We start from the raw sequence: 23,992 nt of genomic DNA on the forward strand, positions 1-23,992 counted from the left end.
CCCAAGATTTTTTCCTCATTCTCGTAGTGATTGGTTGATTGGTGATTAATACTGAAGAGTTGCCTGTTCAAGTTTCCTGACTTGAACAATATTCTTGTTTGGAGTCTCCAGACTCCTCAGTACCTGCAAGTCAGGAGATTTGAACGTGCGAAATTTACCTATCAATTAAAATTTATTCCCTTTTTGGTGATAAAACACTATTTTTAAAAACAGAATAATCGCTTGATTATAAGCTTCATTCGTAGCCCATGAATTAATTCATGGGCTACGAATGGGAATAATTTTTAGCGAAATATCGTCATAAAAGGAATAACCAATCAACCAATCACTACCCATACTGCTCCAATAACTTCACCTGTGCTTCAATTGCTGCCCGAAACTCCCCTTTCATCCGTTCCACCAATTCCGCAACCGTTGGATTGTCGTGAATAGTAGTCACCCCTTGACCAGCCGACCAGATGGTTTTCCAAGCCTTTGCTTCCGCTTTTGCAGCATCGAGTTCGGAACCAAAATCAATTTTTGCCTTTTTGCTCCAAAACTCTTCGGTAATGCCCATGGCTTCCAAACTCGGACGCAAAAAGTTGGCATTCACCCCCGAAACAGCCGCCGTATAAACGATGTCAGCCGTGCCACTGTCAATAATCATTTGACGGTACTCTTCATCCGCTTCACTTTCAGCAGTATTGATAAATCGAGTGCCCAAGTAGGCCAAATCTGCACCCATTTGCATGGCAGAAGCCACATCTCGACCATTACTCATACAGCCCGACAACAATATAATGCCGTCAAAAAAGCTGCGAATTTCTGCAACAAAAGGCATTGGATTCAAAGTGCCTGCATGACCACCCGCACCTGCACTGACCAAAATCAAGCCGTCAACTCCTGCTTGTATGGCTTTTTGAGCATGGCGTTTGTTGATTACATCGTGAAACACCAAACCGCCATAGCTGTGAACAGTGTCGACTAATTCTGACACTGCACCCAATGAGGTGATGATAATCGGTACTTTGTGCTTCACACAAATCTCCAAATCCGCTTGTACACGAGGATTGGAGTGATGCACAATCAAATTCACCCCATAAGGAGCTGCTTTTTTGCCAGTCGTTTGTTCGTACCTATCTAAGTCCTCTTTGATGTCTATAAGCCACTGCTCAAAACCTTCGCTGCTGCGTTGATTCAGTGCAGGAAAAGTGCCAATTACGCCATTTTTGCAGCAAGCGGTCACCAACTTAGGGCCAGAAATCAAAAACATGGGAGCAGCGACCATCGGGAGAGAAAGACGGTCTTCAAAAGGAAGTCTATTGTTCATGCTTGAAGAATTTTATTGTTTCGTTTGGGTAAAAATAAAACCATTTCTTCAATAGACGAAAGGAATTAGGATTTTTGTACTAATTTTTATTTCCCTTTGCAGACTACCGAAGTTTCAAAAACTACGGTAGTCTTAGGTTGATTCGTGCGGAGATTCTTTGGGCGGTGATTTGTGAATATCTGAAATCAGGTATTTATTGCCTACTCAAATTCCGCCTTGTTTTTCAAACATTGCGATTTGTCGGAACGTTTGAAGCGGTTACTAAGAAACTTTTGTATCTTTTCATCTGTTTTCCTTCAAAAGAATAGAAAGTCAATGAAAAAATTACCTTTAGCCAAGTCGAGTTTTGAAAAAATCATTAAAGAGGGATATATCTATGTGGATAAAACCAAGGATATATACGATTTAATCAATTACAGCCCTTATGCCTTTCTATCTCGCCCTCGTAGGTTTGGGAAGTCTTTGCTGCTGAGCACATTGGAGGCGATGTATCAAGGAAAAAAGGAATTGTTCAAGGGTTTGTGGATTGAAGACAAAATAGAATGGAAGGAATATCCTGTGATTCGGATTGACTTTGGGCGACTTATCTACAAAAACTTGGAAGAATTTGAAGGTGAAATGTCTGGTTTGATGGAAAAATATGCACGTCAATATGAAGTACCACTTAAATCGAAGAATTATGCTGCCCAAATGAATGATTTGATACTTCGCCTTTACGAAAAAACGGGTAAAGAAGTAGTGGTTTTGATTGATGAATACGATGCGCCAATTGCTCGAAATATTACCGACTTAAAAGTTGCGGAAGATTTTCAGGATTCTCTTCGGGATTTTTACAGCATCCTCAAAGCCTCCAATAATGAACTCAAATTTGTGTTTATGACGGGTATCTCCAAGTTTGCGAAGATGTCCATTTTTTCGGTGGTCAATTTGATGAAAGATGTGAGTTTGAAGCCACAGTTTGTGAACATGCTGGGGTTTACGATGGAGGAATTGCAGCAGAATTTTGGAGGCTATATTCGCCAGTTTGCGGAGAAAGAAAAACAGAGTGAAACGCAGCTATTGGAGAAAATCACTTCTTGGTACGATGGTTATTCGTGGGACGGCAAGAGCAGGTTATTTAATCCCTATTCGATTGTGAATGTGCTTCAAGACCAAAAGTTCAACAATTATTGGTTTGAAACAGGAACGCCTGCCATTTTGGTGAAGCTGATAAAAGAAAAGTATGCCAAAGAGCGGGAGGATGTGCCAACGATGGAGGAGTTTGAGAATGCAGAAACGGTGATGTTGGACAGTAGTTATGATTTGAGAGAGCCGATTCCTTTGTTGAAACTATTGTATGAAACGGGTTATTTGACGATAACCCATATATTAGAAACAGAAATTGGGGATTTATACACCCTCAATTATCCCAATTCAGAAGTCCGTCAATCCTTCAATGCGTTTATTTTGGGAGCTTTTTCGCAAGACACCAACACGAACATCACCTACAAAGCCATCAAACTAAGAACTGCATTGCAAACCCAAGACAAAGAGGGTTTCTTAACCATTCTCCGTTCCCTTTTTGCTGCACTTCCCTACCAACATCGAGGTCAAGCGAGCGAAGCCTATTATCACGGCTTGTTTTATTTGGTTTTGTCGCTTTTGGGTGTACATTCTACTTTGGAAGGTTCGACTGATAAGGGGCGGATTGACTGCGTATTGGATATGGGTGATAAGGTGTATGTCATTGAGTTCAAGTATGGTGAAAAAGGAACGATGGCGTATTTGTTGAAGCAGGCAATGAACCAAATCAGTAGCCACAAATATTTTGAGCCTTTTGAAGGTTTGGGTAAAGATGTTTGGCTGTTGGGTGTTGGTTTTTTGGTGAAAGAAGATAAAGAATTGAAGAAACATGTATTGACCATTGAAGGGGAGTTAAGGAGGCATGAATAACTGCTATTTTTCAATTATTCCTTTTATGACGATATTTCGCTAAAAATTATCTCCATTCGTAGCCCATGAATTAATTCATAGGCTACGAATGGGGCTTATAATCAGGTATTTATTTTGTTTTTAAAAATAGTGTTTTATCACCAAAAAGGGAATAAAGGTTTAAGGACTCATAGCTCTTGTATTTGAGGAGAATAAAAAAGCAGAAAAATTCAAAGCTGCGTAGTATATATGCCATAAAGTCTCAAGCAAAATTCCTCCGAATCCCCAAATTCCTGTTCCCATACACCCACACGAGCTTCCTTTCCATCTAGCAGTTCCTGTTCAAAAATATTCTATGCCAAGCAAATTCTTTTTATATTTACACCCATTATGGCAAGCCAATCAAATCCAGTCAAAATATTCATCGCTTATTCGCGTTTGGATGGGGAATACTTAGAGGCACTCCGAAAGTACCTCAAACCCCTCGACCGCAATAAGACCATCCGTATATGGTACGATGGCGAAATCGTGCCTGGAAGCATTTGGGAACAAAGCATCAAAGACAACCTCTACACTGCCGACATCATTCTACTATTGGTCAGTGCCAACTCACTCGCCTCTGACTACTTCTACGACAAAGAAATGGCGGATGCGCTCGCCCGACACCAAAGAGGAGAAGCCATCGTCGTACCCATTATTTTGGCGCATTGTGCATGGGACATCACCGAACTCAGCGAACTACAAGCCCTACCCAAAGACGGTAAACCCATCAGCGATTGGGCAGACGACTCCAAAGCCTATACCGACATCGTGAGAGGACTCAATAGGAGTGTGCTAGAGGTCAAAACCAAACAAAATGCAGCTGCCGCCGAAATCCTTCAAAAAAAGCAAGAAGCCGAAGCCGAACGCCAACGCAAAATCGCTGCTGCAAAAGAACAAGAACGGTTGGCACAACTGCAACGACAAACCAAAGAAACCCAGAAAAAGCAAGAAATAGCCGCCGAACGCCGCCGCAAAGATGCCGAAGAACAAGAACGCCTCCGTCAACTCGAACTCCAAAAAGAACGGGAAAAACTGGCGGAGCAAGAAGCACAAGCCGAACAACAACGCCTGACACACTTCAAACAATCTCTACTCGAAGCCGACAAAGCCCTACTACACCAAAACTGGACTACTGCCATTTCAGCTTTTGAAGAGAGCCTGAAATACTACAAAACAGGCGACCAACCCGACAAAAAAAGCATCGAACAAAACATCAAAAACGCCCAACAAAAACAAAGAGAGGCACAAATCATTGCCCTCAAAGAAAATCCAAAAGTGCGCTACGGAAGCATGGCGGGAGGTGTATTGCTCTTGTTGCTGCTTGTATGGGGAATTTCAAAAATGATTCCTTCTACAACCAATACCAATGCAAAAACCCCTCCTCCCTCGGAGGAGGCTGGGAGGAGGTCAGACAGCACCGCAGAATACCAACGCCTCTTCCAAACTGCCACCGACTTAAAAGACAAAAAGACGTATGAACAAGCCATATTGTATGCAGACAGTGCTTTGATGTTCAAACCTGAAGACAAGGATGCCTTAGCCCTGAAAAAAGATTCAGAAATTGCCGAAAAAGAACAAAGTAAACCCGAAAAAGAAGCTGCCGAAACCAAAGCCTATACCGAACTGATACAAAAAGCCGACCGCCACTTCAAAGCCGAAAAATGGGCAGATGCCAAAAGCGATTATACAGCTGCTTTGGCACTGCAACCCAAAGAAAAGTACCCAAGTCATCAATTGGAGAAAATAGAAATCCAACTCAACAAAATCGCTCAATCGGATGCCGCTCAAAAAGAGCAAGAACGCAAAAACAGCCAATACAACCAACTACTGGCGGATGCAAGCAAAGCCTACGACCGCCAAGAATACAATGCCTCTAAAAGCAAATACCAAGAAGCCCTTCAATTGAAACCTGCCGAAAGGGGTTATCTGCAAGGAAAAATAGATGCAATTGATAAAATACTGAATCCTCCTCCAAAGCCAAAACCTGAACCCGCAAAAGAAACAACTTCAACAACAACCCCTCCTCCCTCGGAGAAGGTCGGGAGTAGGCTGCACCCCGAAATCCAAAAACTCATCAACAACATGGTCACAGTCTCAGGCGGCACTTTCCAAATGGGAAGCAATGACGGACAAGATGACGAAAAACCCGTTCACCCCGTCACCCTCAGCACCTTCCAAATGGGCAAATACGAAGTGACACAAGCACAATGGGAAGCCGTCATGGGCAGTAATCCTTCCCAAAAATCGGCAGGCTGCGACAACTGTCCAGTAGAAAGTGTGAGTTGGAACGATGCCCAAGATTTTATCAAAAAACTGAACCAACTCACAGGAAAACGCTTCCGACTGCCGACCGAAGCAGAATGGGAATTTGCAGCGAGAGGTGGAACAAAAAGCCGAAATTATACCTATTCAGGTAGCAATTCGATTGATGAGGTGGCTTGGTATGGTGATAATTCAGGCAGTAAAACACACCCTGTTGGTGGCAAAAAAGCAAATGAATTGGGATTGTATGACATGAGTGGAAATGTATGGGAATGGTGCAACGACTGGTATGATGAAAATTACTATTCGAGTAGCCCAAGTTCTAATCCAAAAGGACCAGCTACTGGCGGCGTTCGTGTGCTTCGTGGCGGGTCTTGGAATAACAAACCACTCAACTGCCGCTCGGCGGATCGGTTCTGGTTCAATCCTGAGTTCCGTATCAACTACGGCGTCGGTTTTCGTTGCGCGAAAACTCCCTAAACCTCTGCGCTCAGACACTTTTACCCTTTTCCACTTTTGCTTTTTTTCTTTTAATGTCGAGCGAAGCGAGACAAAATTTTTTTTTGAGAATTTATTGTACCAAAAACTACAAAAGTCTCTAAGACTTTTGTAGTTTAGTAGCTTCGGATGTATGGGCTAACGTGTAGCGTTCGTGTGCTTCGTGGCGGGTCTTGGAATAACAAACCAAACAACTGCCGCTCGGCGAATCGAAACAGGAACAATCCTACAAACCGTAACAACAACAACGGTTTTCGTTGCGCCAAAACACCTTTAGTATCTGTATAGGTGCTATGATAAAAATAAGCGAAAACTTTGGCAACAATTTCCAATTTTGCCAACAGTTGAAGTGGGGGCTTCGTTCAACTGTTGGCAAGGTCTGCAACCGTTGCCAAAGTTTCACTCTATTCGCTACATTTTGCTCACTAGCGGTGGGTTTCGAAACCCACCGCTAGTGAGCAAATCACCAAGTATCCACAAACCGCCTCTTCCCGTCCTCCTTCAATTTCGGTACAGACTTCAATCCCATAACCAACCATTCCCTCGACTCCATTGGGTCAATCACCTGGTCAATCTCAAAAAAAGCAGCCATGCTGATGCCCTTACCCCGTTCATAAGATTTGGCTACCAATTTGTCGTACAAAGCCTTGTGTGCTTCAGGGCTTTCCTTCATTGCAGCATCCAATTCCTTCCGAAAACCCAATTCCACCGCCCCTTCCAAGCCCATTGCGCCAAACTCACCCGTGGGCCAAGCCACCGTAAAAAACGACCGACTAAAGCTGCCCGCAGTCATCGCCATTGCGCCCAAACCATAGCCTTTCCGCAAAACAATGCTAAAATACGGCACCCGCAAACTACCCGAAACGACAAACAAACGAGCCGCATGACGCACCGTTCCCGTTTTTTCGGCATCGGGACCGACCATAATACCAGGCGTATCACAAAGGGCTACAATAGGAATCCCAAAAGCATCACACAACTGCATAAACCTTGCCGCCTTGTCCGCCCCATCCGAATCAATCGCCCCCCCCAAATGTTTGGGGTTGTTGGCAATCAAACCCATTGCACGCCCTTCAATTCGAATCAAAGCCGTCACCATGCCCACCCCAAAATAAGGACGCAATTCCAACACCGAATCCGTATCTGCCATCGTCTCAATCACCGAGCGAATATCATACACCCTGCGCCGATTTTCGGGAATAGCAGAACGCAACAAACGTTGGTCAGCACACTCCCAACTCATTGTAGTTCCTTGAAAATAAGACAAGTACTTCTTTGCAGCTGCAATCGCTGCCACCTCGTCTTTCACCAAAATATCAATCACTCCATTCGTCGTTTGAAAACTTGCAGGCCCGACGTCTTTGGGGTGAAATTTGCCCAAACCGCCCCCTTCAATCATTGCAGGACCTCCCATTCCAAGTGAAGTATTTTCCGTTGCAATAATCACATCTGCCGCTCCCGCCAACACCGCATTTCCTGCAAAACAATAGCGAGAAACAATCGAAATTCTCGGCACCAATCCACTCATTCGAGCAAACAAAGTAAAGGTCAAAATATCCAAACCCGCCACAATCATGTAATCCGTATCGCCTGGACGACCACCACCCCCTTCCACAAACAGCACCAAAGGAATCCGCCACTCTTCGGCAAGGTGAAACATTCGGTCCATCTTCTTGTGGTTCAAGGTCCCCTGCGTTCCTGCCAAAACCGTATAGTCGTAAGCCATCACCATGCACCTCGCTTTTTCCTCCCCAAAATCACTGCCATTCACCGCCCCAATGCCTGTAATCAAACCATCGGCAGGCGTATTCTCCACCAAATCTTGCAGTGTGCGCCGCCGCCTTTGCGCTGCCACAATCAGTGAACCATATTCTCGAAAGCTATTTGCATCACAAAGTAAGTCAATGTTTTCACGAGCCGTTTGCTGACCGTATTTGTGGCGTTTCTCTACGGCAATGGGTCGGGCTTCGTCTTTGGTAAAATATTGCCTTTGAAACAACTCCGCCAAATCTGGGCGAATGTAATCCAAATCCACCGCTTTCTCCTCCAATGTCTCTCCATCCTCCATTTCCGCCACCTCCAAAAACAACAAAGGCTGCCTGTCCGTCACCACATCACCCACCTCGACTGCAATGCTATGCACCACACCACTTTCCTCCGCCAAAATCACCGACTCCATTTTCATCGCCTCCATCACCACCAAAGCCTGCCCTTTTTTCACCCTTTGTCCCACTTCCACTTCAATGCTGACAATACTACCAATCATAGGGGAGTTTTGGCGTAAAATCCCCTCTCCAAAAGGGAGGGGGTTAGGGGGAGGTCCGAGGGCAATACTATCCACCAGTGCCGCCAAATTCCCCTCCACAAACCCAATATCAAAATCCCCTTCCAGAAACTCCGAATTACCTAAAATCGCCCCCAAAAAACCAACATTCGTAGCCACACCTTCAATACGCACATCCGCCAAAGCCCGACTCGCTTTTCTCACCACATCTCCAAAATCATCCGAGCGAACCGACACAATCACCTTCGCCAACAAAGAATCAAAATTTGGACTCGTCCGATAGCCTTTGTAGCCAAAAGTGTCCACCCGAATCCCTTTGCCCACAGGTATTTCAAAGGTTGTCAATTGTCCGCCACTCGGTCGAACACTTCCGTCCTTGTCTATGCTTTCCATGTTGATGCGTAATTGAATCGCACAACCTTTTGAAGCAGAAATTTGACTTTGCAGCAAATCCAATTCTGCCAACGTTTTACCCATCGCTTGCTGCAATTGAAACTGAACGATGTCAATGCCCGTCACCTCCTCCGTCACCGTATGTTCGACCTGCAATCGGGGATTCGCTTCCATAAAGTAAAAAGCTGCATCGTCCGCCAAACTTTTATCCACCAAAAACTCAAACGTTCCAGCATTGGCATAATGGACTGCTTTCGCCATTTTTACCGATGCATTGCAGAGTTTTTGCCGCAAAATAGGGGAGAGGTTTGGGCAAGGAGCAATTTCAATCAACTTTTGGTGTCGCCTTTGTATGCTACATTCTCGTTCGCCTAAGTGACTCACCTCACCTGTGCCATCTCCAATGATTTGAATTTCAATGTGTCGGGCATTTTGAATCAATTTTTCGACATACAAATCTCCATTCCCAAAAGACTGCAAAGCCTCCGATTGACAACGCTTGTATGCTACTTCCATGTCTTCCGAAGCAAAAACCGCCCTCATGCCACGACCGCCGCCCCCTGCAATTGCTTTGAGCATTAGACCTTCACCTTCCTTCAATTGCTCACTGAAAAAAACCTGTGCTTCCGACAAAGTTGTGGCTCGAAAAGTGCCTTCAATGGTGGGAATATCGCAATATTGGGCGAGTTGTCGAGCAGCCATTTTGTTGCCGAACACCTCCAAAGTTTTTGGGGTAGGACCGACAAAGGTGATTTTATTTGCCGCACATTGAAGCGCAAAGTTTGCGTTTTCACTCAAAAAACCATAGCCTGAGTGAATCATATTGCAGCCCGTTTGCTTCGCTATTTCAATGATTTGCAAAGCATCCAAATAAGCCGCTGCACCTTTTCCCTGCAATGGGATGGCTTCATCGGTTTTGCGAATGTGCAAGGAGTTTTCATCGTCTTGTGAGTAAATACCGACTGTTGGGATGTTGAGTTCGTTTGCGGCATGGGCAATACGGATGGCAATTTCGCCTCGGTTGGCGATGAGGAGTTTGTGTTGTTGTTGGGGCATGGGAGTTGTTTTGTTTGGTTGCAAAGATAATAGACTTGTTCGGCTCGATAATCAGTGAATAATAAATTATTGAAAATATTTAATGATTTATTATTTTATGCTTAAAACACTCATAAACAAATGTTTTGAAAAAGAGTCCTATATTTTGATTATAACAAATGTTTTTCAAGAGGAAAATAATTGCACACAACAAATCACTTTTCACATAACTCTATCATAATCAAATCCGTACAAGTCTAATAGAATGGGATTGGGAGAGAAATTTAAGTAGATTTGTTCCATTGGCAAGGTTGTGAACCGTTGCCAAAGTTTTCGCTATAACGGAAACCTTGCATCTTTGCCATCACCAAAGACATTGCAGAAGAATTAGGAATGTTGGATTGATTGTTCGTGTATAAATCAAGTAGTTACCAAACCAAGAAAGTTCCAATTGAACTATCTTCAATTGGAACTTTCTTCAATTATTGAATCGCATTAAATCATTCTATGCCAACTTCAAAGCTGCCATTACCCCACCTGAAAGGGCCAAGAAAAGCACCTGGTAAGAAGCATCAATCAAGTACAATTTTAGAGATTTTCTTTGGTACAAATAGTTGATTGCTGTACTTGGAGCGGCATAAAGCAAACCAGCCAATGCACCATGAAAAGCACCGTGAATGAAAGTTTGGTCGGCAAGTGGGTGCATATTGATGATGAAGTTGACGGCATAGGACATAATAATCATCATCAACAAAGCAAGTCCATGTGTTCGAGCCATGTCTTTTTGAGCATCTTCGGCGGTCATTCCCGTTTCGGCCTGCCAAGCCTTACCAAACAAAACGGTGTACCACGCAAAGCCTAATGCGAAAGCCGCAAGACCGCCAATAATAGGTTCTACAAATTGCATCATATTGTTGTGTTGTTTTAGGTTAATGATAGACAAGATAAATAAAAAACCGAAATAGTACAATTTGGATGAGCTGTTGTGAAGGCAAATGAGGAAAAGAAACCTCTTGTTTTTATTTGGAGAAAATGTCCATTATTGGTTTGTAAAAAGGAGAAAGAAAAAATGGCGCAAAATTATTTCCATAACTAGAATTTTTTCAAAACGCAAGTAATAATAATTTTTCGTAAATAGTTTTTACTTTGAGAAAAAGCATAGTTGTAAAGAAAGACAAGAATTATTAATTGAATAACACAATTCTTCCCAACGACACCAATACTTTCCCAACGGTGATTTTTTTCTCTTTTCTGCTCATAGTTTGATGAAAAAGTGCTTTAAGTTGGGCGCATAGGTGCGGCTAATGGGAATTTTGTTTATCCCTTGATCCATCAGAGTGTGAAGTTCATCATCAATGGTTTCCAAGCCTTTAATGAACTAAGAACTAAGAACAACTGCCTTTTTGCCAGTTTGCACATGTTGAATAGATTGGTATCCAAATTTATTAAGTTGGTTTATAAGGGCTTGTGCATGTTGAGGAATGTCCTCCACGACGAGAATTTTTATCTTAGACATAGTATAGTTCAGTATTTAGTGTAATTGATAAATGCTAAAGATGTCAAAAAAAATGTAGTTAATCAGTTGAAGTAAGAAAATTTTGTTTTTGTTACAAGCATTGCCAATCAGTTTTGAAGAATTACCTATTTTGTGCGTTACTTTTAAACGAAACATTACCATGCAAAAAATACGATTCATTTGTTTACTGTGTTTGATTTCCAATCTTTGTTTGGCTCAAAAACACTACTTGGACTGTCAAAACTTTAAGCAGACACAAGCTGAAACACTGCAATCTATTGCAGCCAAAACTACTGCAATGGCGGATGCGAGAGAAGACAGTTTTGGCATCACCCACTACGATATTTCGCTCGATGTCACAGACTTTGAGAACCGAATTATTGCAGGAAATTGTAAGATTTTGATGTTTACCAAGGTGAATGACATCCAACGAATTGAATTGGATTTGGAAAGTTTGCTGGTCGAAAAAGTGGAGATAAACGGCGAACCTGCAACGTTCACTCAGCAATCTCCGAAATTGTATATTGATTTGAAGGGAAGTTTTGCAGCAGGGCAATTTTTGGAGGTCAATGTGTTTTATGCAGGAAAACCTCAAAGTGTGTCTTTTGGAGGTTTTTATTTTAGTTCCAATTATGCTTACAATTTGGGTGTGGGTATTGGTGTAGATCCGCCCAACTATGGCAGGGCGTGGTTTCCTTGTTTCGATACCTTTAGCTCTCGGAGCATATATGATTTTCACATCACCACCATAGAATCGCACAAAGCTTTCTGCAATGGCTTGTTAGAAGGTTTTGACACCAATGAGAACGGCACCAAAACCTGGCATTGGAAACTATATCAAAGCATACCGACTTACTTGGCATCCGTAGCCGTTGCGGACTACGAAACACTGGAAAGTGTGCATGTAGGGGCTTATGACCCGATTTTGATACAGTTGGCTGCTCGTGCTGCTGATACGACCAATCTCAAGATTTCTTTTGAACACTTGCCGAATGCAATTGATGCTTTTGAAGCAGCCTATGGGAAGCATCGGTTTGACAAGGTTGGTTTCAGCATTGTTCCTTTTGGTGGAGGGGCGATGGAACACGCTACCAATATTGCCTATCCAACTTTTGCAATAGATGGTACGTTGGTTTTTGAGGATTTGATGGCGCATGAATTTGGACACCATTGGTGGGGCGATTTGGTGACTTGCGAAACTGCGGATGATATGTGGCTCAACGAGGGGTGGGCGAGTTTTGGAGAGCATTTGTTTATGGAAGCGGTGTATGGCAAGGAAGCGTATTTGTCTTCGGTGGTGGCGAATCACATTGAGGTAATGCAATACGCCCACATTCGAGATGGAGGACATTACCCTGTTTCAGGAGTGCCTTTTGATATTACCTATGGTAGCCATGTATATAGCAAAGGTGCAGATGTAGCGCACACACTTCGAGGCTATATGGGCGATGAAGCCTTTTTTCGGTGCATACGAGAATACTTGTCGGCTTTTGCTTTCAAAACGGCAACAAGCGAACAGTTTAGAGATTTTTTGGCTGAATGTTCGGGCTTTGATTTGGATGATTTCTTCAATGATTGGGTCTTCAATGCAGGTTTTCCGCACTTTGCAATAGACTCTATAGTAGTGGGTTTTGACGGCAATCCTTTTACCGCTGATGTGTATATTCGTCAAAAATTATATGCTGCACCCGATTTTTTTGAGCAGGTGCCGATGGATATTACCTTCTACGATACCAATATGAATATGCAGACCGAAAAGATTTGGCTGAATGGTGAATGTGATATTCATTCTTTCGATTTGCCTTTTTATCCTGTGATGACGGTCTTAGACATTGACCAAAAAATCAGCGATGCGGTGACAGAAAATCAGCAAATGATTTCAACAACAGGTGTTTACGATTTTGAAAATGCCAAAATGCAAGTAACGGTCAATCAAATTGCAGATTCTACTTTGCTGCGAATCGAACACCATTGGGCTGCACCCGATCGCATGAAAAATGCACCTGAAGGTTTGGTTTTTTCACCCAATCGTTATTGGAAAGTGGATGGAATTCGCTACAATTTGTTTTTGGCTTCCGCTACCATCGCTTACAATGGCGCTGCAACTTTGAATGGCGGATATTTGGACAACGATTTGATGGGCGGTGGTTCTGAAAGTGCTTTACAGGTGTATTATCGGGCCAGTCCTGCAAATGAATGGCAAAAAGTGACGGGAGTGAGCCAAGATACGCAAGGTAATTCAAATGATCGACGAGGTAGTTTTACCATCAACAACCTGCAATTTGGAGAATATACTTTGGCGTTTTTTGACAACAATCGAACAGATCCAATCGTGACTTCCAATCCAACTTGTATGTTTACGGACATTGAAGATAAATCTCCCAGACCTAAAGCTGAGTCTTTTCTGACGATACATCCCAATCCTTTCCACGATAAATTTACAGTGTCTTTGAAGGATGAATACTTCAATGCTGGAAAGTTGGATTTTAGAGTGTATTCGACTTTTGGGAAATTGATGTTGGAAAAGTTGAGCAGTACAAGTGTTTTTGAGTTGGATATGAGTCATTTGCCTGTCGGCGTGTATTATTATTGGGCAAAATTGGAGAATGGAAAGGTGATGAGTGGCAAAGTGGTTAGGGAATAGTTATTCATTTTGCTAATAACGAAAATTTGATTACAAAAGAGTTGAAGGTTCTTTTGTGTAAAACTATTTTTGTCTCGCTGCTTAACAAAAATAGTTTAGCATCGCTTCAGCACGTATAAATAACGGGTTTTATGGTGTCGAGGCTACGCCCCTCATAAGAACCTCTTTAGCATTGTCCCTACAAAGGGAGCCGCAGCGATGCTGCTCAAATATTAAGAAATTTCCGTTACAGGGTACTAGTACAGCATAAACCAAATAAGCGGCAACTTATTTTCCGCACAAACAACTGACAATTAATAGTTTTGAAAACTAATCACCAGTCACTAATTTACTAATCACTGTACTAGGTAAGTAGCAAGACAAAATTAATTTCCTCCAATTTTCACTTTCCACAAGGCCTCCAAAAAGGGGCGACTTGGTACAGAATACATCAATTTGAGATCTTCCGCTAAACTACTTTCTTCATTCAAAAACCGAAAAATGCGTTGTATCGAATTGTTCTTAAACATTTCGGTGAAAATTGGGCGAATCTGCTCACCTTGATGCTGCAAAATATTCAATAACAATGCATCATATTCTAAAAAACGTTTGGAGGTGATGGGGGTATAAAAAGGTTGGTTCGTTTTTTGGAGGGATTCGACGATATGTTTGGAGTCCTCCTGTATGCGCCAAAAAGTGTAGCCTGTGGATGGTTTGGAACGGCCACCTTTGGTGCCGATGTGCATAATTCTTTTTTGAGGGTGAGGACGTTGAGGAAGAGGATGGTCGGTCATTGGAATAATCCCAAACTCTGTTTCTTCAATGTCATATTCCTTCAATTGAAGGTTATTATGGATATACTCTTGTAGGTGTTGATCGTAGGATTTTTGAGGTAATAAGTCCTTGGAGAAAACGGTGAACTCCACCAATGCTTTGGTTGGGCTGTGTGGCAGTATATAGACAAAACGTGCCGATTGTTCTTGTGGAATATTGAAGTCAAACAATACAGGTATGTCGGGATTGAAAATGGCTTTGGGGCTGTTAATTACATAACCTTTGAAGTGTTGAAGGATATAATGGTATTTTTGTAGGTCTTTTTCCTGTTCAAACATTGCAGGGGAAAAAGTGCTGTCAAACAACCAGTTACCATAATAAGTTTCATCATTTACTTTCACCCACGCCTTTTCTTTATCTGCATCTAAGATTTCAATTTCACCAAAAACAAAATCAATATTGCCCTGTTGCTGCAACTGTGGTAGGATAAATTCGTAGAAGTCAATGCCTCGAATCATGTTGTATCGCCAATTTTTTAGGTCAAAAGTATGTGTCCAATCAGCACTTTTGAATTGCAATTGTCGCCAAGAACCCTTCAAAATAGGGTCGAACAGCGTTTTTTTATCAGTCCAAAAACACCAAGTTCTATCATTTTCGGTTTTGGGAGAACGGTCGACAATCAAAATTTTTTTGTGGGAAAGCGGCGATTGAAGTAGGTGAAAAGCAAGGCTTAAACCTGCACAGCCTCCTCCTGCAATGATGTAATCGTATGCCTGCATAAACTTGAATTATTGATATTTTGAAACTTTTTTAACTTATATAATAAGGCCCAAATACTCTAATTGTTAATTTTGTGGTCATTTTAATTAATTATTTTTATTTTATAAAAACACTTTGGTAAATGAAATTTTTATTTTCATGTTTTATAGTCCTGATTGGCAGTGTGTTTTCAGCTTTTGTAAGTTGTAATGATGGTCTTTCTTCTTCTCCTGAATACTTCACAACAGATACTGTAGAGACTGCCTTGGATGAATATTGGTATCAAGGAAAAGCAGAAATCAGCCGTTTTGAGTTGCAACAGGCACGTTATGGTGAAATTCACAAAGGCGATGCCATCATGGTCTTTGTAACCGAAGATTTCCGCACCGATATACAGGTGAAACTGGAAAATGAGGCAAATAAAGATAAAGCCATTAATGTAATGAAACTTAATTTTATGCGAAATTTTCCCACTGGCATCTACGATTATTCGGCTCTGACTTCTGTGTTTACACCTGCCAATGGTGACAAAAATAGCAAATGTTTGAAAGTTACCAATTCGGTCCAAGAATGGTGCGGACATGTTTTTACACAATTGAATTGGACGGAAGGTAAGAAGTACGATGTCAAAAGCTTCTCGTATTTTGAAGCAGATGGTGACAAAACTTTTGAATTGAAAACCCCTTATTTAGAGGATGAGATATGGAACATTATCCGTATGAATCCCAATAATTTGCCATTGGGTAGGATAGAGATTGTGACCAGTACATTGTACAGCCGTTTGGGACATTGGAGTTTGCGTCCTATGGATGCAGATGCTTTGTTGTCGGTTTATGAAGGGGAAGATTTTGAAGGAGAAGAATTGATGGAATATGTGTTGATTTATCCCGAACACAACCGCACGCTGAAAATTGTCTATGAAAATGTTTCTCCTTACAAAATCCAAGGTTTCCAAGAAATCTATAAAGCACCTTTTTGGGCAGGTGGTGAACTTTTGACGACTACTGCAAAACGGACGCATACAATCTTGTCGGATTATTGGGACAAACATTCATTGGAGGACAGGGTTTTGCGTAGAGAATTGGGGTTGGAGGAATAGGGATAGTATATTTTTTGGGATTATAGGAACGGTTTTTTTTCAAAGAATCGGAATGAAAAAGGCTACAAGACAATACTTCTTTTGGTTACATTGTATTATAGCCCTAAACTTTGCTAAATATTCAAAAAAATACTAATTAGTAAATCGTTTATGAAACATTTTTTCTAAGAAAAAGCCAGTCCACCATTGATGTCAATATTGTTTCCTGTCACAAAAGAAGTCATGTCAGAAGTCAAACAAGCCACCAAATTTGCCACTTCTTCCGATGTTCCTTCTCGCTGCAATGGTGTTTTCCCTGCAACAAATTCCCTCACACTATCAGGCGTAAAGGTATCATGGATAAATTCTTGTGGTCTTGGTTCCAAAAAGACCTTAGCAGCTGAATTATGGTATTTGGTGTTGGTTTTCATTCTATTTTAGACGCTAATCGAGCTACCAAAGTCTGGTGTATGTCTTGCAAATCCAACGTCCATCCAATATAGGAAAAAAATGATGATTACAACCTTTAATTGTGCATTCCATTTGTTTTTTACATCTTTTTAATTCATTGCAATCATATGCATCTTCTAATTCTGCTGCAATTTGAAAACTTTGTTCAAATAAATTTTGCAGACTTCACAAAATGGTTTAATTTTGGTCTGCCAATTAATTGGTAAACCAATTTAAAAATATATTCAATGAAAAAAATAATCACTTTCGGCGAAATTATGCTTCGATTGACTCCGCCCAATGCCCTGCGTTTTTCGCAAGCAAATAGTTTTGATGTAGTATATGGAGGAGGTGAATCCAATGTTGCTGTGTCTTTAGCCAACTATGGTCTGCCCGTAGAGTTTGTGACTCGCTTACCTAAAAACGACATTGGAGAATGTGCCTTGATGGAAATGCGAAAACGAGGTGTTGGTACAAAGCACATTATTTTTGGAGGAGAACGTTTGGGAATTTATTTCTTAGAGATTGGGGCAGTGAGTAGAGGCAGCAAGGTTGTTTACGATAGGGCCTATTCTGCTGTGTCAGAGATTCAAAAAGGAATGGTTGATTGGGAGGAAGTTTTTGCAGATGCTCAATGGTTTCACTGGACAGGTATTACACCCGCTATTTCACAAAGTGCAGCAGATGTTTGCTTGGAGGCAATACAGGCCGCAAACCGACTGGGAGTGACCGTTTCAACGGACTTGAACTACCGCAAAAACTTGTGGAATTATGGTAAATCTCCTGCTGAAGTGATGCCTGAACTGGTGGCGGGCTGCGATGTGATTCTCGGCAATGAGGAAGATGCCGAAAAACATTTTGACATTCACCCCAAAGGCATTGACGTAACGCAAGGACACTCGATGGATGCGGCTGCTTATCAATCGGTTTGCGAACAATTGATGGAGCGTTTTCCGAGAGCAAAAAAGGTAATCATTACTCTTCGAGGTTCTATCAGTGCTTCCCACAATTCTTGGGCAGGTGTATTGTATGATGGCAATAAGTTATACCATTCGCCTACCTACCAAATTACGCATATAGTAGATAGAGTGGGAGGTGGAGATAGTTTTATGGGCGGCTTGATTTACGGTTTGGTCAGCTACGAAGGAGACGACCAACGAGCTTTAAATTTTGCAGTGGCGGCTTCCTGCTTGAAACACACGATTTATGGTGATGCGAATTTGGTGAAGGTTGACGAGGTAGAAAAATTGATGCAAGGAGATGCAAGTGGAAGGGTTTCTAGATAATTTAAAAAATAATAAAAATGGCTCGATTTACAAGAATACAAGTTGCTCAGACAATGGAGCATACAGGTTTGGTTCCGTTATTTTATCACAGCAATATTGAGGTAGGAAAACAACTCCTAAAGGCTTGTTACAAGGGTGGTGCAAGAATATTAGAGTTCACCAATAGAGGGGATTATGCACACGAGGTATTTAGAGAGCTCAATCTTTTTGCAGCCAGAGAACTACCTGAAATGATGTTGGGTGTAGGTTCAGTGACTGATGGAGGGACAGTTTCTTTGTACCTTCAATTGGGGGCAAATTTTGTGGTAACACCTGTTTATAGGCAGGATATTGCGATTGTTTGCAATCGAAAAAAGATATTGTGGGCACCTGGCTGTGCAACGCTAACCGAAATTGCAACTGCTGAGGAAATGGGAGCAGAAATTGTGAAAATTTTCCCAGGAGAGGTATTGGGGCCTTCTTTTGTTAAGGCGGTCAAAGGTCCTTGTCCGTGGACGAGCATCATGCCAACAGGAGGTGTTTCGCCTACCATCGAAAACCTGACAGCCTGGTTTGAAGCGGGGGTAACGTGTGTGGGTATGGGGTCAAAATTGATTTCTAAGGAGATTATTGAAGCAGGTGATTATGCAGCTTTGGAAAGAAAAGTGCGAGAGGTTTTGGAAATGATTGAAAGGATAAGGGGTTAATGAAAATCGAAATAAAAGAAACAAAAATTTTCATTCTTTTGCGCCCCTCCCTCAAAAAAAAGCTATGCAAAAATGCCTTATCAACATTTCGCATAGCTTACAAACCAATAAATATTATGAAACTAAATTACTACTAATGCCTTATTTCTGTTTTAAGAAAACGTTAAACCTCCAGGCAGTTTTACCTGCTAAATTCATAAATTAAAATTATGAGTACCTGAAAATTTAAATATACTCTTAGATTCCTAATGCTTGACCACCGCCAACTTGAATCGTTTCTGCTGTTAAGAATGCGGCATCTTTACTAGCTAAGAAAGAAACAACCCCCGCAACATCTTCTGGTTGACCTAACCTTCCCAGCATAATGTTATTTGCCCAAGAAGCAAAAACTTCTGGTTTCGTGTCTTTAATTTGCTTATGAAATGGAGTGTCAATTGTACCGGGAGATACTGCATTAACTCTAATTCCATATTCTGCCAAATCTTTTGCTAACGCTCTCGTAATTGCATGGACACCAGCTTTGGATGTTCCATAAATTCCAGCTCCAGGGCCTCCTGCATTCCATGCTGCATTTGATGTATAGTTAATGATTGTAGGATTTTCTCCCTTTTTAAGGAAAGGTATTGCCGCTCTTGAAGCGAAAAATACAGAATCCAAGTTTAATGCCATTACAAATCTGTAAAATTCTGTTGTCATATCTTCAAACCTGGATCTTCCACCTAATCCACCTGCATTGTTTACAAGCACATCAATTTTTCCATACTTTTCACCAATTGCAGTGATGTTCTTAGTTACAAGCTCTTCCTTAGTAACATCGAATCCGCAATATTCAGCCGTAATCCCTTCTGCAGTAAGTTCTTCAACTCTTTTAGCTCCTGCTTCATCATCAAGGCCGTTTAATACTAAAGTATATCCGTCTTGACCTAATCTTTTTGCTACTGCAAAGCCAATACCACCGGTGGCACCGGTTATTATTGCTACTTTTCCGTTTAATTTCTTCATTTATAAAAATATTTTAATTATTTTTTTGTATAAAATTTAGGTTTCAAAGGTTCAATCTTCGGACACAAAATCCAAATACTCGCCATCGCAATCACCGCCAAAGTAGCACCAATCACAAAGGCAGGGGTATAATTGCCGCCCGCAGTAAGCCACGGAACGAGAGAAGTAAGCCCCACAGCCCCTAACTTAGCAGCCATTCCTGAAAATCCTGACAAAGTACCCACCGTTTTCTTTCCGAACATATCACTCGGTAATGTTTGAACATTTCCGATTGCTGTCTGGAAACCAAACAGGATAACCGCCATGATAAGCACCGCATTAACGGGAGTTCCTGGGCTTGCCATGGCCAATAAGGATGGCAACATAATTAAACAGCCAAGAGTAATGACCAGTTTCCGAGTTTTATCAACTGTCCAGCCTACTTTGATGCGGTTTTGTGCCAAAAGTCCACCAAACCAAGCTCCAAACATTGCACCTACATAAGGCACCCAACCGTAAATCCCAATCGTTTTGACATCCATACCATAGACTTCAAATAGGTAAATCGGAATCCAAAAAACAAACAACCACCAAATCGGGTCAATCACTGCGGATGCAATGATAACACCCCAGCTTTCCTTGTGGGATAACAGTTCTTTGGTCGTTGGGTTATATCCCTCTTCTTCGAGTTGGGCAACTTCGTTGGGGGTTGGATTTTTTTGACCACTTAAAATGTATTGCCGTTCTTCCTCTGTTATCCACGGATGCGACTTAGGTGGAGCTTTGACCAAAATCATCCACGGAATCAGCCACATCAAACCCGTCAGACCAACCAGAATGAAAATCATTTGCCAATTGAAATGAATCGTCAGAAATGCGATAAGTGGAATAGAGATAATCCCTCCGATAGCTGCACCAGAATTGAACAACCCTTGAGCCAAAGCCCGTTCCTTTGTTGGAAACCATTCGGCATTTCCTTTTGCAGCTCCTGGCCAGTTCCCTGCTTCTGCAATTCCTAAAATGGCTCGAAAAATACCAAAACTAAGTACGCCACGAGCTAAGGCGTGAAGTGCAGTTGCAATAGACCATACACCAATGGACAAAGCAAAGCCCAATCGTGTTCCAACCCAGTCGAAAATCTTCCCAAAGATAGCTTGACCAAAGGCATAAGAAAACACAAAGATAACAGAAATCAATGCGTAAATTTCTTTTCTCTCATCATCCGTACTATCTGGATAAAGATCCATCGCAATCTCTGGCCATAGAACACCAAGTGATTGTCTGTCAATATAATTGATAATTGTGGCAAGAGCAATCAAAGCAATAACCCACCATCGTAGTCCTTTTAATTTCATTTTGTTTACGGTTGACGGCAGACGGTTGACGATGGACGGCTCTGCCCATATTTAGTCAAAGTACTGCCTGATTCTTATAAAAAATCTTCTCTTAATGGACTAAAAACATCAATCAATTGTCCGTCTTTTATACAGGTACAACCATGCATAACCATTGGAGGGATGTAGTAAGAATCCCCGCCTTTGATGGTTTTTACTTGGTCGCCAATGGTCATTTCAAATTCACCACTTTGTACATAAGTTACTTGCGAATGATGGTGATTGTGCATTTGTCCGACACCGCCTGCTTTGAAGTCGGCAATGACGAGCATGATTTTGTCGTCATAACCATGAATTTGCCGCCGTATCAAGGGATCAACTTGTTCCCATTCCTGTTCTTCTTTAAAAAAAAAATCTTTGCCTGTTTTGGTAGGATTCATCTTCCTGTTATGTTTGTTTAATAATTGTATTGTATTCAATTCTCCATTAGAGAAAAAACTCCTTTCCATTCATACGTTTTTCCATCAACTTCAATTGCATGTTGCGTTTCCTCCGAATTGTCCTGATTCGCTAACATTAGCGTCCAAACTTTTTCTTTTTGGTTGCTAAAACTTACAATCGTATAATCTTCAGTATCAACAATAACCTCCAATTTATCAATGCTACTAAACGGACTGTGTGGAATCTCACCAACAGGATTGTAATTCCCATGCGGTTCAATCACCGAACAAAACAGTGCATTTTTCGCTTCATTTTTGCGGATAATAAAAGTAGGGTCGTGACGCAAATTGAAGTTGGAATCATTTGCACCGCTTCGGGCAAAAATCAAATCATCCTCTTTTGAAGTCAGCGCTGTCATCGAGAAAAATTTACCGTTCAAAAACCAAGTCAATTTGGCATTTTTTCCATCTGCTTTACCTTGAGCTTCCTTCCAAATATGCTGATAACCATGCTCTTTGCCAATCGGCTTCAAAGATTCCGTTTCGGCTTTGTATTCAAAATTGTTGGACAATAAATGCCCTTGAAACCAAGTCGGCAAATCGTATTGTTGGGCAGAATCAGACTGCATCCGAAAGAGGTCTATCAAAATCGGTTTGTGAAAACTCTCGTTCTTCAATAAAACCATCGTGCGGTGCATTTCCACACCCTCATACGCATGACTTGATTTTGCGCTAACGATTTGCAGCGCATCGTTTTCGGCATTGAAGTAGTAGGGGATTGGAGCGTATTTCGAGCCTATTTTTATATCCCCATTGTAGTGCGATTTTTCATTGACCACTACTGTATTGTGAGCGATACTTTGTTTCGCAAAAGTATTGTTTTCGGGTAGGTAACGACCGCCCCCTTTTTGGTCAATATTCACCCAACGAGCTGCGCCATAATCTTGTATGACTTCGCCCGATTCATCGTAAAGTGAATAAGATAGTTTGTCGAAATGCCCATGTCCCATACCCTGTTCCGAATATTTCATCACCAAACATAATTCGCCCGATTCTTGTCCTTTTGTCCGCAAAATTCCCACACCACCTTGCTTGCCATCTGCTCCATCGGTGTAGGCAATGGGTTTTTGTTCAAAAGACTGTGCCAATCCTTTCGCCAAATCCTTCGCTACTGCAAAACCCGTTTCGTCTAGCAAAACCTGCTCCTGCAATGCTGCAATTGATAACAATTCGGGGTCGTTTCCAAAATCATAGTATGCAATATCAACGGCTGCGATTACCTCCCTTGCCAACCACGACATTCCTTTTTGAGAGTCGTTGATGGGAAAAAACACACCGTTTGCGTCGGTTTGATTGAGGAGCGCATAAACGGATTTTTGAAGTATTTTGTCTCTATAATTGAAGATATTCAAATCTGGACGACTGTTTGACAGTGATTTGGCAAACAACAAAAAAGGCGACATTGCATATCGGAGGTAATAAGGCCCTTCAGTAAAATAACCATCTGGTGAAAATGAGTAATCTAACTGAGCCAAAAAACCAGCAGATTTTTGACCTTCAATTTTGATAAAACCACCATCATTGTCCATCAAATCTTTAGGAATATCGTCTGACTTTAATCCATACAAAGCCCGATTAACCAATTCTTCATCGTCCATTGCTAAGCCTATCATCCCGACTGCCGCATTGCCCCATGTACTGTGGTTGTGGATGCGGTTGTAAAACTGAGGATTGCCGATAGACAAGAAATCCGCAAAAGGTCGAAACAAGTCATTCTCCAAGTGTTTGCGCTGTTTGATTGGGAGCCAATCATAGATGCAATCATACGCCTGACTCACATATACCAACCAATTTGCATCGTTTAAACATTGCCAAAATATTTTACCTGTGGCATAAGATTTGTTTGCAGGGTGCAAACCCAATTTGGGGTATATTTTGGCATACTCCAATAACATATCTCGAATGTAAATTGCATATTTTTCATCTCCTGTTATCTGAAATAAATTGCCCGCTTTTTGAAGAATGAAAAAGTTTTTTTTGTGACGTTCATGCGTGTAGCCGCCCGCCATGTCTTTTGGAATCGGCACGTGAATACCTTCTTCAATTTCTGCATTAACTTCTTCAATTGTTGCCTTCAATTCTGCATCAAATAGCGGGACTTTGCCCAGTTCTGCCCGAATTGTTGCAACTCCTTTTGGTGTGAGCATCAATTTGGGATGTGTTTGGGCAGTTGCTATTGCAGTGATAAATAGCAGCAGGAAAAATGTTTGTATGTTTTTGATTTTGTTCAAGTTATTTTGCTTATCAGGTATCGTACCTTCAATGTATCCG

The 23,992-nt window shown here is 41.6% G+C and carries 16 protein-coding genes; 6 read left to right on the top strand and 10 right to left on the bottom strand.

Annotation, left to right across the window (positions count from 1 at the left end; genetic code table 11):
* Positions 1 to 328 precede the first annotated feature (328 nt).
* Positions 329 to 1,309, bottom strand: coding sequence for a nitronate monooxygenase family protein (locus tag R3E32_29045; GenBank protein MEZ4888808.1), 981 nt, complete (start codon positions 1,307 to 1,309; stop codon positions 329 to 331).
* A gap of 315 nt (positions 1,310 to 1,624) precedes the next feature.
* Here R3E32_29045 and R3E32_29050 point away from each other — a divergent pair, with 315 nt between their 5' ends.
* Both R3E32_29050 and R3E32_29055 read left to right on the top strand, forming a co-directional pair.
* The gene (locus tag R3E32_29050) at positions 1,625 to 3,241 is read left to right on the top strand and encodes an AAA family ATPase (protein MEZ4888809.1); all 1,617 of its coding nucleotides are present in this window, start codon (positions 1,625 to 1,627) and stop codon (positions 3,239 to 3,241) included.
* A gap of 369 nt (positions 3,242 to 3,610) precedes the next feature.
* Positions 3,611 to 6,004 carry an SUMF1/EgtB/PvdO family nonheme iron enzyme gene (locus R3E32_29055; GenBank protein ID MEZ4888810.1) on the top strand — a complete coding sequence of 798 codons (2,394 nt, stop codon included), beginning with the start codon at positions 3,611 to 3,613 and terminating at the stop codon, positions 6,002 to 6,004.
* A gap of 134 nt (positions 6,005 to 6,138) precedes the next feature.
* On the opposite strand, the gene R3E32_29060 is transcribed toward R3E32_29055, so the two are convergent.
* The 3 genes from R3E32_29060 to R3E32_29070 form a co-directional block, all read right to left on the bottom strand.
* Positions 6,139 to 6,363 (bottom strand): hypothetical protein, encoded by a 225-nt coding sequence (locus R3E32_29060; protein ID MEZ4888811.1) that lies wholly within the window; start codon positions 6,361 to 6,363, stop codon positions 6,139 to 6,141.
* 122 nt (positions 6,364 to 6,485) lie between these two features.
* On the bottom strand, positions 6,486 to 9,755 hold the full coding sequence (locus R3E32_29065) for a carboxyl transferase domain-containing protein (GenBank protein MEZ4888812.1): 3,270 nt from the start codon (positions 9,753 to 9,755) through the stop codon (positions 6,486 to 6,488).
* 484 nt (positions 9,756 to 10,239) lie between these two features.
* The gene (locus R3E32_29070; GenBank protein ID MEZ4888813.1) at positions 10,240 to 10,644 is read right to left on the bottom strand and encodes a DUF1761 domain-containing protein; all 405 of its coding nucleotides are present in this window, start codon (positions 10,642 to 10,644) and stop codon (positions 10,240 to 10,242) included.
* Positions 10,645 to 11,410: 766 nt separating this feature from the next.
* Between R3E32_29070 and R3E32_29075 the strand changes: the two genes are divergently transcribed.
* Positions 11,411 to 13,894 carry a M1 family aminopeptidase gene (locus R3E32_29075; GenBank protein ID MEZ4888814.1) on the top strand — a complete coding sequence of 828 codons (2,484 nt, stop codon included), beginning with the start codon at positions 11,411 to 11,413 and terminating at the stop codon, positions 13,892 to 13,894.
* Between the two features lie 365 nt (positions 13,895 to 14,259).
* On the opposite strand, the gene R3E32_29080 is transcribed toward R3E32_29075, so the two are convergent.
* Positions 14,260 to 15,426 (bottom strand): lycopene cyclase family protein, encoded by a 1,167-nt coding sequence (locus R3E32_29080; GenBank protein MEZ4888815.1) that lies wholly within the window; start codon positions 15,424 to 15,426, stop codon positions 14,260 to 14,262.
* Between the two features lie 122 nt (positions 15,427 to 15,548).
* On the opposite strand from R3E32_29080, the gene R3E32_29085 reads away from it, so the two are divergent.
* Complete coding sequence (locus tag R3E32_29085; protein ID MEZ4888816.1) at positions 15,549 to 16,505, top strand: hypothetical protein; 957 nt, start codon at positions 15,549 to 15,551, stop codon at positions 16,503 to 16,505.
* A 164-nt stretch (positions 16,506 to 16,669) separates the two neighbouring features.
* On the opposite strand, the gene R3E32_29090 is transcribed toward R3E32_29085, so the two are convergent.
* Positions 16,670 to 16,915, bottom strand: a complete 246-nt coding sequence (locus R3E32_29090; protein MEZ4888817.1) for an SDR family oxidoreductase — start codon at positions 16,913 to 16,915, stop codon at positions 16,670 to 16,672.
* A 267-nt stretch (positions 16,916 to 17,182) separates the two neighbouring features.
* Between R3E32_29090 and R3E32_29095 the strand changes: the two genes are divergently transcribed.
* Positions 17,183 to 18,220 (top strand): sugar kinase, encoded by a 1,038-nt coding sequence (locus R3E32_29095; GenBank protein MEZ4888818.1) that lies wholly within the window; start codon positions 17,183 to 17,185, stop codon positions 18,218 to 18,220.
* A gap of 17 nt (positions 18,221 to 18,237) precedes the next feature.
* Positions 18,238 to 18,906: a bifunctional 4-hydroxy-2-oxoglutarate aldolase/2-dehydro-3-deoxy-phosphogluconate aldolase gene (locus tag R3E32_29100; protein MEZ4888819.1), complete on the top strand. Its 669-nt coding sequence runs from the start codon at positions 18,238 to 18,240 to the stop codon at positions 18,904 to 18,906.
* 237 nt (positions 18,907 to 19,143) lie between these two features.
* Here R3E32_29100 and R3E32_29105 read toward each other — a convergent pair whose 3' ends face one another.
* The 4 genes from R3E32_29105 to R3E32_29120 all read right to left on the bottom strand — a co-directional run bounded on the left by R3E32_29105 (position 19,144) and on the right by R3E32_29120 (position 23,952).
* Positions 19,144 to 19,908, bottom strand: a complete 765-nt coding sequence (locus R3E32_29105) for an SDR family NAD(P)-dependent oxidoreductase (GenBank protein MEZ4888820.1) — start codon at positions 19,906 to 19,908, stop codon at positions 19,144 to 19,146.
* A gap of 17 nt (positions 19,909 to 19,925) precedes the next feature.
* Positions 19,926 to 21,242, bottom strand: coding sequence for an MFS transporter (locus R3E32_29110; GenBank protein ID MEZ4888821.1), 1,317 nt, complete (start codon positions 21,240 to 21,242; stop codon positions 19,926 to 19,928).
* A gap of 74 nt (positions 21,243 to 21,316) precedes the next feature.
* Positions 21,317 to 21,661 carry a cupin domain-containing protein gene (locus R3E32_29115; protein ID MEZ4888822.1) on the bottom strand — a complete coding sequence of 115 codons (345 nt, stop codon included), beginning with the start codon at positions 21,659 to 21,661 and terminating at the stop codon, positions 21,317 to 21,319.
* 35 nt (positions 21,662 to 21,696) lie between these two features.
* Complete coding sequence (locus R3E32_29120; GenBank protein MEZ4888823.1) at positions 21,697 to 23,952, bottom strand: heparinase II/III family protein; 2,256 nt, start codon at positions 23,950 to 23,952, stop codon at positions 21,697 to 21,699.
* Positions 23,953 to 23,992 lie beyond the last annotated feature (40 nt).

The organism is Chitinophagales bacterium (assembly GCA_041392475.1).
Classification (GTDB): domain Bacteria; phylum Bacteroidota; class Bacteroidia; order Chitinophagales; family UBA2359; genus JAUHXA01.